We start from the raw sequence: 11,733 nt of genomic DNA, 5'->3' as shown, positions 1-11,733 counted from the left end.
ACGTTTGTCGCTATGAGGCGGGCAAATAGGTAGCCGACTTTTCCAGAGGCCAATGGGGGCTCGTGTGGCGAGAGCCCCGACCGGCGGCGCCACGCACGTTTGTCGCTATGAGGCGGGCAAACAGGTAGCCGACTTTTCCAGAGGCCAATGGGGGCTCGTGTGGCGAGAGCCCGCACGGCGGTACTGTGCACGTTTGTCGCTATGAGGCGGGCAAACAGGTAGCCGACTTTTCCAGAGACCAATGGGGCGCCTGTGGCGAGAGCCCCGACCGGCGGCGCCACGCGCGTTTGTCGCTACGAGGCGGGCAAACAGATAGCCGACTTTTCCGGAGGCTGGAGTGGCAGATGTGACGCCCACCATGCGCCGGCGTGCCCAAGCCATCCGAAGCCAGAGCGCCCGAGTCGCAAATGCCTTAGGCATCCTTACGCCTCGAAGCGGTAGCCCATGCCCGATTCGGTCAGCAGATGCCGGGGATGCGACGGATCGTCCTCGAGCTTGCGCCGCAGCTGCGCCAGGTACACACGCAGATAATGGGTTTCGGTCGCATACCCGGGCCCCCACACCTCCTTCAACAGCTCCTCGCGCCCGACCAGTTTGCCCCGATTGCGAGCGAGCACCTCGAGCATCCCCCACTCGGTGGGCGTCAGGTGCACCTCCGAACCGTTTTTCACAACCTTCTTGGCCGCCAGATCGATGGTGAATGCCGCCGTTTCGATAACGGGCTGGTCGATCTCGGAAGCCGCCGTGTTGCGGCGCACCGCTGCCCGCAACCGGGCCAGAAACTCGTCCATGCCAAAGGGTTTCGTTACATAGTCGTCGGCACCGGCATCCAGTGCCTCCACTTTGTCCGACGAATCACTGCGCGCCGACAGCACGATCACCGGCGCCGAAAGCCAGCCGCGCAAGCCCCCCAGCACGTCGATGCCCGAAATGTCCGGCAGCCCAAGGTCCAGGATCACCACGTCAGGCGGGTGCTCGGCAGCGGCACGCAACGCTCCGGCCCCCGTCGACGCGGTGACCACTTCGTATCCGCGCACGCTCAAGTTGATCTTCAGCGCCCGCAGGATGTGCGGTTCGTCATCGATCACCAGCACCCGAGTCACGGCGCCCTCAACTCCACCACGACGGTGAGCCCGCCGCCCGGTGTGTCGCCGGCCGCAATGGTCCCGCCCATCGCCTCGACGAAGCCGCGCGCCACCGACATACCCAGCCCCACCCCAGTGGTGTTGTCGTGATCTCCTAGCCGCTGAAACGCTCCGAAGATCTGCTCCTCAGCCCCGTGCGGGATGCCCGGACCCTCGTCGATGACGTTGATCAGCACCCGATCGCCCACCCGCCCCGCATTGACCCGCACCACGCAGTCGGGCGCATAGCGGAGCGCGTTGTCGATCAGATTGGCCAGCACCCGTTCCAGCAGTCCGGCGTCGGCCATCGCCACCGCGTCACCGACATCAACCTTCACGCGGTCGATCGCGGACCGGAAGAACCCGGTGGCGCCCTTGCCGATACTGACCAGCGCGCGCTGCACCGCCTCCTCCAAGTAGACCCGATGCAATTCCGGGTGCACCGCACCGGCGGCCAACCGCGACGAATCGAGCAGATTGCCCACCAATGCGGTCAACGAGTCGATGGACTCCTCGATGGCGGCCAGCAGTTCCGCGGTGTCCTCGGGTGAGAACGCGACGTCGCCGGCGCGCAGGCTGGACACCGCAACCTTGGCCGCCGCCAACGGCGTTCGCAGATCGTGGCTGACCGCCGACAGCAGCGACCGGCGCAACTCGTCGGCCCGCACGATCGCTTCGGTGCGGCTGGCTTCGTCGGCAAGCTCCCGTTGTTTGATCAGACCCGCGGCCTGTGTCGCGACGGCGTGGAGCACGCGGCGATCCCGCGCAGCCAACCTTCGACCGCCCAACAGCATCCAGAACTGGTCGTCGCCGACCTCGATCGCGGTGTCGGCGGAATCGACCGTGCCGCAGGCATTCGCACCGACCGACGCAACGATACGGCCCCTGACCCGCCCGTCGACGGTGTCTTCGCGCAACATGCTCACCGCACGCTGAGAGTAGGTCTCGCGTACCCGCTCCAGTAGGGTGTCCAGATCCGCGCCGCGCAAGACCGATCCGGCGAACAGCGTCAGCAACTCTGCTTCTTGGGAGGCCCGACGCGCTTCGCGCGATCGTTTGGCCGCCCCGTCGACCAGCACCGCAACTGCCACCGCGACCAGCAGCAGCACCAGTTCGGTGATCGCGCTGTTTGGCTCGGCGATGGTGAAGCTATGCCGCGGCGTGATGAAGAAGTAATTCAACAGCAGGCCGGACAGCACGGCCGAAAGCACAGCGGGCGCAACGCCTCCCAGCAGTCCCACCAACAGCACGCCGACAAAGAACAGCGCGCTTTCGCCACCGTTGTCCAAATAGGGGTCCAGCCACGCCAACGTGCCCGTGCAGATCAGTGACGGCACCACAACGGACGCCAACCAGGACGCGGCACGGCGTTTTCGCGGCGACACCGACGCGGTGCGGAACCCGCGTTTGGACTCCTCGTGGGTAACCATGTGCACGTCGATTTTGCCCGAGTGCTCGACGATGGCCGGGCCGATGCCCTCTTCGAAGATGCGCGCCCACCGGGGGCGCCGGGACGTGCCGACCACCAACTGGGTGGCATTCATCTCGCGCGCGAAATCCAGCAGGGCGCTGGGCACGTCGTCACCGACGACCGTGTGCAGGGAGGCGTCCAGGCTCTTGGCCAGGTCGCGGATCTTGGCCATCCGGGTCTCGGACAAGCCGGCCAACCCGTCGCCGCGCACCACATGGACGACCATCAGCTCGGCGGTGGACCGCGACGCGATTCGAGAAGCCCTGCGCACCAGCGTTTCTGACTCGGGTCCACCGGTGACGGCTACCACGACGCGCTCACGGGCCTCCCACATCGCGGTGATTTTGTTCTCCGCGCGGTATTTGGCCAGTGCGGTGTCGACCTGGTCGGCCAACCACAGCAGCGCCAATTCCCTGAGCGCAGTGAGGTTCCCGCGGCGAAAGTAGTTGGACAACGCGGCGTCGATCCGCTCTGACGCATAGACGTTGCCGTGGGAAAGCCGGCGTTGCAGCGCTTCGGGGGTGATGTCGATGAGTTCGACCTGGGACGCTTGCCGGACGATCGGGTCGGGAATCGTCTCCTTCTGCTCAATGCCGGTGATCTGGGCGACGACGTCGTTCAAGCTCTCCAAATGCTGGATGTTCACCGTGGAGATCACCGTGATGCCGGCGTCGAGCAGCTCTTCCACGTCCTGCCAGCGCTTGGCGTTCTTGCTGCCCGGAGTATTGGTGTGGGCGAGCTCATCGACCAACACGACCTGGGGATGGCGTTCCAGCACCGCCGGCACGTCGAGTTCGGGAAAGCTGCCGCCGCGGTATTCGATGTAGCGCGGCGAAATGGTCTCGATGCCGGCCATCATTTCAGCGGTCTTGGCCCGGCCATGGGTTTCGACGACGGCGGCTACGACGTCGGTGCCGCGCTCCAGACGCCGATGCGCCTCGCCGAGCATCGCGTAGGTCTTACCGACGCCGGGGGCCGCTCCCAGGTAGATGCGCAGTTCACCGCGCTTGGTGCGGTGCTCGCCGAGGCTGACGTCGGTCACGCCAACCATCATCCCTCCGCGACCCTAGCCGGTGACCGGGTATCGGCGGTCGAGTTGCAGGTTGAGCAGCAAGACGTTGACACACGGCTCCCCAAGGAACCCGAGCGCCCGACCAGTGCGGTACTGCGCCAGCACTTCCCGTACCTGGTCCGGGCTCACGTGGCGGGCCCTGGCCACCCGCGCCACCTGAAGGTCCGCGTAGGCCACCGAGATGTTCGGGTCCAGTCCACTGCCACTGGCGGTCACCGCATCCGCCGGCACGACGGGGTCGGCGGGTGCGGAGCCGCGGATCGGCACCAGCTCACCGAGCGAGTAATCCTCACCGCCTTTCGCGCATTCCACCCGGACACCTTCGTAACTGACGAGGAACGGCGCCGCCGTCGTCTGGCACGGTTCGTTGACGCTGATCACCCGGGTCGGGTGGATGACGGAGCCGCGGGAATCGCGCGGACCGATCACCGCCAGCACCGCTCCGGCGCCGCCGCCGGTGCAGAACGGACGTGACCCATCCACCCCTTCCAACTTTGCCACCGCCACGCTGCGCGAGCACACCTGATTCAGCAAGCTCATGCTTTCCGGCCCGAGGTTGCTCGCACCGGAAGACAGCGGGTCGTACCCGTTGCCGGCTGCCGAGGGTCGGCTCTGGAAGTACTGCGGCAGCGGGTTGCCGCCGGAATCGGTGAACAGTTGGCCGATCAGCCGACTACCCACCGGCTTGCCACCCGCGGTGACGATCGACCCGTCGGCCTTGTCGTGCAGTCCGGGGATCTGCGCTACCAGCCAGACGAACAGCGGATAGGCCAGTCCGGTGAGCACCGTCAGCACCAGCAGTGCGCGCAAGGCGGCCCAATGTATGCGAAGAAAACTGGAGAACGTCATGTCAGGACATCCCGGGGACGAATTGTACGATCACATCGATCAGCTTGATCCCGACGAACGGGGCGATGATGCCGCCGAGCCCGTACACATAGAGGTTGCGGCTCAACAACTTTGACGCGCTGCTCGGCGTATAGCGCACGCCTCGCAGCGACAACGGGATCAGCATCACGATGATGATCGCGTTGAAGATCACCGCCGACAGGATCGCCGATTGCGGGCTGTGCAACCGCATCACGTTCAGCAGGTCCAGCCCGGGAAACAGGGTGACGAACATCGCCGGGATGATCGCGAAGTACTTCGCGATGTCGTTGGCGATGGAGAACGTGGTCAGCGCGCCCCGGGTGATCAGCAACTGCTTGCCGATCTCGACGATCTCGATCAGCTTGGTGGGGTCGGAATCCAGATCGACCATATTGCCGGCCTCTTTGGCCGCCGACGTACCGGTGTTCATCGCCACACCCACATCGGCCTGCGCCAGGGCCGGCGCGTCGTTAGTGCCGTCGCCGGTCATCGCGACCAGCTTGCCGCCCTCCTGCTCCCGCTTGATCAACGCGAGCTTGTCTTCCGGCGTGGCCTCGGCGAGGAAGTCGTCGACTCCCGCCTCATCGGCAATTGCCTTGGCGGTCAACGGATTATCGCCGGTGATCATCACGGTGCGGATGCCCATCCGGCGCATCTCGTCGAACCGCTCCCGCATGCCCTGCTTGACCACGTCCTTGAGATGGATGACGCCAAGCACTCGGGCTTTCTCGGCGCCTTTGCCGCCGAGGGCTTCGCCCACCACCAGTGGGGTGCCGCCGCCGGCCGAGACGCCATCGACGATCACACCGAGCTGTGAGGGGACCTTACCGCCTTGTGCGCGTACCCATTCCGCCACCGAGCTGGCCGCGCCCTTGCGCAGCTGGTGATCGTCGACATCGACGCCGGACATGCGCGTCGCGGCGGAGAACGTCACCCATTGGGCATGCGCGAGTTCGCCGGGCGTGCGTGCGCGTAATCCGAAGTGCTCCTTGGCGAATACCACGACCGAGCGTCCCTCCGGTGTCTCGTCGGCCAGGCTCGACAGTTGCGCGGCATCGGCCAGTTCCTCCGCCGTGACTCCGTCGACCGGAATGAAGGCGGCGGCCTGCCGGTTGCCCAGGGTGATGGTTCCGGTCTTGTCCAGCAGCAAGGTGTTCACGTCCCCGGCGGCTTCGACCGCGCGCCCGGACATCGCCAGCACATTGCGCTGCACCAGCCGATCCATGCCGGCTATGCCGATCGCCGACAGCAGCGCGCCGATCGTAGTGGGGATCAGGCACACCAGCAGTGACACCATCACGATGCCGGCGACCCCACTTCCGTTGAGCGCCTGCGTGTCCGGGACACCGGGATTGTTTGTCTTGGAGTAGATCGCCAACGGCTGCAGCGTCGCGACGGCGAAGACGAAGATGATCGTCAACGCGGCCAGCAGGATATTGAGTGCGATCTCGTTGGGTGTCTTCTGCCGATTCGCGCCCTCGACGAGGGCGATCATCCGGTCGATGAAGCTTTCCCCGGGCTTCTGGGTAATTTTCACGATGATCTGGTCGCTCAGCACGGTGGTGCCGCCCGTAACCGCCGAGCGGTCGCCGCCAGACTCCCGGATCACCGGTGCCGACTCACCGGTGATCGCCGACTCATCCACCGACGCAATGCCTTCCACCACGTCGCCGTCACCCGGGATCACCTGCCCGGCCTCGACCACGACGATGTCGCCTTGTTGCAGCAGGGGTGCGGCAACCTCTTCCTCGACCGCCGGCCTGCCCGGGGCCCAGCCGGTGAGGCGCCGCGCCATGGTTTGGGTCTTGGCTTTGCGCAGCGTCTCGGCCTGCGCCTTGCCGCGGCCTTCGGCCACCGCCTCAGCGAGATTGGCGAACAGCACCGTCAGCCATAGCCAAGTCACGATCAACCAGGCGAACCAGGTGGGGCTCAGAATCGCCAGCACGGTCGCCCAAACGGCGCCGATCTCGACGATGAACATGACCGGGTTGCGCCACAGCGTGCGCGGGTCGAGTTTGCTCAGCGCCTGAGGAGTCGACTTCCACAGCATCGCCGGATCCAGCATGCCGCCCGGTAGGCGCTTGGTGGTTGCGCTCATCAGTGGATTCCTTCAGCCAGGGGTCCCAGCGCCAGCATGGGCAGGAAGGTGAGTGCCACCAGGATCAAGGTGACGCCGGCGACCATTCCGACGAACTGTGGCCGATGGGTGGGCAGCGTGCCTACCGATTCGGGCGTGGCACCCTGTTTGGCCAGCGATCCGGCCAGGGCGAGCACCAGGACGATGGGCAGGAATCGACCGAAGAGCATGGCCAGACCGAGAGCGGTGTTGTACCAGTCGGTGTTGACGCTGAGCCCGGCGAAGGCTGACCCGTTGTTGTTGGCCGCGGAGGTGAACGCGTACAGGATCTCCGAGAGTCCGTGCGGCCCGCCGTTGAGCATCCCGGCGCGTTCGCCCGGCAGCGCCATGGCGATGGCGGTGCCGGTCAGCACGATCAGCGGTGTCACCAGGAAATAGCTTGCGGCCAGCTTGATTTCGCGCGGGTTGATCTTCTTGCCCAGGTATTCGGGGGTGCGGCCGACCATCAGTCCGGCCACGAAGACGGTGATCAGCGCGAGGATCAGCATGCCGTACAGGCCCGAACCGGTGCCGCCGGGGGCGACCTCGCCGAGCTGCATGTTGAACATCGTCATCATCCCGCCGAGGCTGGTGTAGGAGTCGTGGAACGAGTCCACGGCGCCGGTGGAGGTGAGGGTGGTGGCGGCGGCGAAGACGGCCGAGTCCGCGACACCGAACCGCTGCTCGACGCCTTCGGTTGCCGCGCTCACCGCGGTCGGCACCGTGCCGTGGTGCTGCACCTGGAACGTCATCAGCAGCGTCACGCTGATGCCGGCCAGCGTGGCCATGACCGCGGCGATCGCGTAGCCCTGCTTCTTGCTGCCCACCATGCGCCCGAACGTCCGCGGCAGCGAGAAGCTGATCACCAGCAGCAGAAAGATTTCCAGCCAGTTGGTCCATGTCGTGGGGTTCTCGAACGGGTGCGCCGAGTTCGCGTTGTAGAAGCCGCCGCCATTGGTGCCGAGCTCTTTGATGGCTTCCTGGCTGGCCACCGGGCCCCCGGTGATGGTCTGTTGGGCGCCACCGAGAGTGGTGACGACCTGGTCGTGGAGGTGGAAGTTCTGGATGGCTCCGCCTGCGACGAGCAGGATGGCGCCGACGACCGCGATGGGCAACAGGATGCGCAACGTGCCGCGCACCAGATCCACCCAGAAGTTGCCCAGCTCGCCGGTGCGTGTACGAGCGAACCCGCGCACCAACGCGATTGCCACCGCCATCCCCACGGCAGCCGAGACGAAGTTCTGCACCGTCAGCCCGGCCATCTGGACCAGGTGGCCCTGCGTCGATTCTCCGGAGTAGGCCTGCCAGTTGGTGTTGGTGACGAAGCTGACGGCGGTGTTCCAGGCCAGCCCCGGTGTCATCTTGGTCGCTGGGTCGTGCAGGTGTAATGGCAAGGCGCCCTGCGCCAGTTGGAACGCGAACAGGAAGAGGACGCTGACCGCGGAGAACGCCAACACGCTACGGGTGTAGGCGCCGCAAGTCTGTTCCGACCGCGCGTCGACACCGATGAGGCGATAGATCAGCGACTCGACCCGCGAGTCCTTCTGCGCGGTGTAAACCCGGTACATGTAGTCCCCGAACGGCACGTGCACCAACACCAGCGCCGCGACGAGAACCGCAAGGAAGATGATCCCCGCTGCCGTGGTGCTCACTAGAACCGCTCCGGAAACAGCAGCGCGCCAACCAAAAACGCGGCGATCAGGACGGCCAGCACCAGGCCGACGATGTTCTGGTAGCTCACAGTCGCTCGACCAACTTCTGCACCATGCCCAGTACGGCGAATACCGCAATCGTGAGCATGGCAAATACGAACACGCCCATCATGTCTCCGTTCGGCGCTTGTTCCTCGCATGCGAAACGGCCTCATCGAGTCAGCCCCACGGCGGTGCTCGGAGGCAAGGTCAGCCTGACGCTAACCTGGCTCCCACATCAAGGGCCTTTGGTTGACATTTTCCTAACGACATCACCGGCCGCCTTTACGGCTTCTTTACGGGGCGCCCTGGAATTTCGTACGGAATGCGCGGTCCTCAGCGGCCGCAGCATGTGGTGGGCCGAGGAAAGTTGATTTCCAGTGCCATCACACCGCTTGACTACCAAGCCATCTGGTGTGAGGCGTACGAAAGCCGACGCCCAATGGGGCTAGGAAGCCTTCGCGGGTCGCGTGATCATGGGGATGCGCACGCGAAAGACCGTCTCGCCGTTCGCTGATTCCGCGCAGACCGTGCCGCCGTGCGCCTTGACGATGGAGTTGACGATCGCCAGACCCAGTCCATGCCCGGCGCCGTTGGAGCGTGCCCTGTCGGCGCGCACGAATCGCTCGAACAACCGGGGCAGGACATCGGGGTCGATGTCGGGTCCGTCATTGCTGACCGTCAACTCGACGTATGGCGCGTCCGGTCCGTCGGGGCCGGGGAAGTAGTGGCAGTTGATGCCGGTGGTCACGGTGACATCGGGGGGTGTGTGAACCCAGGCGTTGGTGAGCAGATTACTGACGGCCTGATGGAGCCGGGCGTGGTCTCCGTTGACCCACACGGGTTGCTCCGGCAAATCCTTGACCCACTGGTGCGTCGGTGCCGCGACCGCCGCGTCGTTGACCGCATTCACCACCAGATTGGTGAAGTCCAGGTCTTCCGATTGAAGGTCCTGACCCTCGCCGAGGCGGGACAGCAGCAGCAATTCGTCGACCAGCGACGCCATTCGCCGCGCCTCGGACTCGATGCGCGCCAGGGCGTATTCGGTGGTCGGCGGCAGCGCCGAGCTGTCCTGACGGGTCAGCTCGGCGTAACCCTGGATGGCCGCCAACGGCGTGCGCAGTTCGTGACTCGCGTCGGTGATGAATTGCCGCATGCGCAAATCGGATTCGACACGATGTGCCAGCGCGCTGTCGACATTGTCGAGCAGTTTGTTGAGGGTGTGCCCGACGATCCCGACCTCGTTGTCCGGGTCGGTATCTTCCGGGCGGACCCGCACGCTGATCTTGTGGTCCTCGTCGGCCAGTGGCATCGCCGCGACCTCCGCGGCCGTGGCGGCGACCCGGCTGAGCGGTCGAAGGGCGTAGCCCACCACCCAGGCGGTCAGCGCTGCCGTGATCACCAGCGCGGTCGCAACCAGCACAGTGGTGGTGAGTTGCTTGCGGGCGATGATCTGGTCGGCGATGCTCAGCGAAACTCCGACCACCAGGCGGTCGGACCCGGCGGTGCGGCTGTCGACCTGGTGCGGCCCCAGGCTTCCCAGATTCTCGATCCGCGATGGGCCGTCGGTCCAGGCCTGAGCCTCGATGGCGCGGACGACGTCGGGCGGTGCGGGCCGCGGTTCCTCCTCGGAAAAGACCGCCGAGGCAACGACTTTGCCGTCACGGACCACCGCGATCAGGTTCCCGGGGGTCTGCCCGGTGAACTCCAGCAGGGCCTGGTCGACGGGGGGAATGCCGCTGTGTACAGAGGCATGTTCGCCGTTGCGGTATCTGGCGTACGCGTGAGTGAACGCATGCATCGATTCGGCGACTTCGGCGTCGTTCATCGCGGTGACGTAGCCCCGCAGGGTCAGTACCGAGACGGCGCCGACGGCCACCAACACGAGTGTCACCACCGTCAGTACGCCCAACAACAGCTGGCGGCGAAGGGAACGGGGGAGCCATCGTGGAATCTGGCGGTCCCCCGTCATGCCAAGCTCATTCCGGTGGTCGGAGCATGTATCCAATGCCACGGACGGTGTGGATCATCGGCTCTCGGTCGGCGTCGATCTTCTTCCTCAAGTACGAAATGTACAGGTCGACGATGCTGGTCCGGCCGGCGAAGTCGTAGTTCCACACGCGGTCCAGGATCTCGGTGCGGCTCAGCGCGCGTCGGGGATTGCGCATCAGGAACCGGAGCAGTTCGAACTCGGTCGATGACAGCGACATCGGAGTGCCACCGCGGGTGACCTCGCGACTGGCCGCGTCCAACTTCAGGTCGCCGACCTTGAGGGATTCATCGGCGGGCGGGGCCAAGTGGCTGGACCGGCGCAGCAACCCGCGCAGCCGAGCGACCAGCTCTTCGAGGCTGAACGGCTTGGTCATGTAGTCGTCTGCCCCGGCGGTGAGCCCGGTGACCCGGTCCATCACCGAGTCGCGTGCGGTGAGGAACAGGGTGGGTGTGTACGACTCGGATTCCCGGACCCGTTGCAGGATCTGCAGACCGTCCACGTCGGGCAGCATGATGTCCAGGACCAGCACATCCGGACTGATCCTGTCGAACTTGGCGATGGCCTCGCGGCCGTTGTGGGCGATTTCGACGTCCCAGCCCTCGTAGTGCAGCGCCATCTTGACCAGGTTCGTCAGGGCCGGTTCGTCGTCGACCAGCAACACCCGGATCGGTGAACCGTCAGCCCGGTTGATCCGGGGCAGCTGGCCCAGAATCGCTTGTCGCGGACGTTGGCTGCGCGCATATCCCTGCATTGAGGTCATATTGGATCATTCTTTCAACCACAAATATGGTTGTCACTGTGTTCATAGGGTTCTCAAATGTGAGGATAGTGGTTGCCCAGGTACGGGCATCGATCACATTAGCGTCGGTCGGTCTCGCTAACCGATGGCGGAATCTGACGATGGTTGCTAAAAGCCTTGGGCCACAATTCGGTTAGCGGCTGTGAATCAGGAGGGGAGGGCTGAATCGGCCATCGGCAGCTACTAATGACCTCGGTGGTTTTCCGCGTGTGCCGCCCGTCGAAGCGTGCATTGCGCGATGGTGTCAACCGCGTACGAACAAGCAAGCGGGAGCGGGTGCCGGCCGGCCGATAGCGCTGCGGTGTGATGCGGTGTGCGGACCGTCTCACGGGGGCGCTGGCCGTGGCGGAAGACCGGAATAATGCCCGCTGGCAAATTTTTAGCGGGCGCGCATCAGCCGCTAAAGCGACGTGGCCGCACACCGGTTGGTGTGCGGCCACGCCGTCGATCAAGCGGTTGTCAGGCCCAGCTGGACCCGACGGCGCTGTCGGTCTGCGCCATGTTGTTGCCGGCCGACTGAACCTTCTGGCCGTGGGTGTTGGCCTGCTCGTAGATCACCTGGAAGTTGCGGCCCAACTGGGCGATGAACTCCTGGCA

8 protein-coding genes and 1 pseudogene are annotated in these 11,733 nt (G+C 65.2%); all 9 read right to left on the bottom strand.

Going from position 1 to position 11,733, the window contains the following annotated elements; translation table 11 throughout:
* Positions 1 to 422: 422 nt before the first annotated feature.
* The gene (locus AWC08_RS09695) at positions 423 to 1,103 is read right to left on the bottom strand and encodes a response regulator (RefSeq protein WP_065133052.1); all 681 of its coding nucleotides are present in this window, start codon (positions 1,101 to 1,103) and stop codon (positions 423 to 425) included.
* The gene (locus tag AWC08_RS09690) at positions 1,100 to 3,649 is read right to left on the bottom strand and encodes a sensor histidine kinase (RefSeq protein WP_069435176.1); all 2,550 of its coding nucleotides are present in this window, start codon (positions 3,647 to 3,649) and stop codon (positions 1,100 to 1,102) included. The genes AWC08_RS09695 and AWC08_RS09690 overlap by 4 nt, the downstream gene beginning before the upstream one ends.
* A 12-nt stretch (positions 3,650 to 3,661) precedes the next feature.
* On the bottom strand, positions 3,662 to 4,516 hold the full coding sequence (locus AWC08_RS09685) for a potassium-transporting ATPase subunit C (RefSeq protein ID WP_069435175.1): 855 nt from the start codon (positions 4,514 to 4,516) through the stop codon (positions 3,662 to 3,664).
* A 1-nt stretch (position 4,517) separates the two neighbouring features.
* Entirely contained in the window at positions 4,518 to 6,635 is a 2,118-nt protein-coding gene (gene kdpB, locus AWC08_RS09680; RefSeq protein ID WP_069435174.1) for a potassium-transporting ATPase subunit KdpB, read from the bottom strand.
* Positions 6,635 to 8,305 carry a potassium-transporting ATPase subunit KdpA gene (gene kdpA, locus AWC08_RS09675; protein ID WP_069435173.1) on the bottom strand — a complete coding sequence of 557 codons (1,671 nt, stop codon included), beginning with the start codon at positions 8,303 to 8,305 and terminating at the stop codon, positions 6,635 to 6,637. Before kdpA ends, kdpB begins: the two co-directional genes overlap by 1 nt.
* Positions 8,305 to 8,394 (bottom strand): potassium-transporting ATPase subunit F, encoded by a 90-nt coding sequence (locus AWC08_RS09670; protein ID WP_069435172.1) that lies wholly within the window; start codon positions 8,392 to 8,394, stop codon positions 8,305 to 8,307. Before AWC08_RS09670 ends, kdpA begins: the two co-directional genes overlap by 1 nt.
* A gap of 398 nt (positions 8,395 to 8,792) precedes the next feature.
* Entirely contained in the window at positions 8,793 to 10,316 is a 1,524-nt protein-coding gene (locus tag AWC08_RS09665; RefSeq protein WP_069435171.1) for a sensor histidine kinase, read from the bottom strand.
* Positions 10,317 to 10,323: 7 nt separating this feature from the next.
* Positions 10,324 to 11,097, bottom strand: coding sequence for a response regulator transcription factor (locus AWC08_RS09660; RefSeq protein ID WP_065137246.1), 774 nt, complete (start codon positions 11,095 to 11,097; stop codon positions 10,324 to 10,326).
* Between the two features lie 498 nt (positions 11,098 to 11,595).
* A pseudogene (locus tag AWC08_RS09655) lies at positions 11,596 to 11,733 on the bottom strand (type VII secretion protein EsxI); the annotation flags it as partial.

The sequence above is a fragment of the Mycobacterium gordonae genome (assembly GCF_002101675.1).
GTDB classification, from domain to species: Bacteria; Actinomycetota; Actinomycetes; order Mycobacteriales; family Mycobacteriaceae; genus Mycobacterium; species Mycobacterium gordonae.
This window is presented reverse-complemented; position numbering and strand designations above follow the sequence as displayed.

What these genes read in the sequence shown, in the direction of transcription:
- kdpB (WP_069435174.1), bottom strand. Translation starts at nt 6,635, where the DNA reads ATGAGCGCAACCACCAAGCGCCTACCGGGCGGCATGCTGGATCCGGCG.
- AWC08_RS09665 (WP_069435171.1), bottom strand. Translation starts at nt 10,316, where the DNA reads ATGACGGGGGACCGCCAGATTCCACGATGGCTCCCCCGTTCCCTTCGC.
- AWC08_RS09660 (WP_065137246.1), bottom strand. Translation starts at nt 11,097, where the DNA reads ATGACCTCAATGCAGGGATATGCGCGCAGCCAACGTCCGCGACAAGCG.
- AWC08_RS09690 (WP_069435176.1), bottom strand. Translation starts at nt 3,649, where the DNA reads ATGATGGTTGGCGTGACCGACGTCAGCCTCGGCGAGCACCGCACCAAG.
- AWC08_RS09685 (WP_069435175.1), bottom strand. Translation starts at nt 4,516, where the DNA reads ATGACGTTCTCCAGTTTTCTTCGCATACATTGGGCCGCCTTGCGCGCA.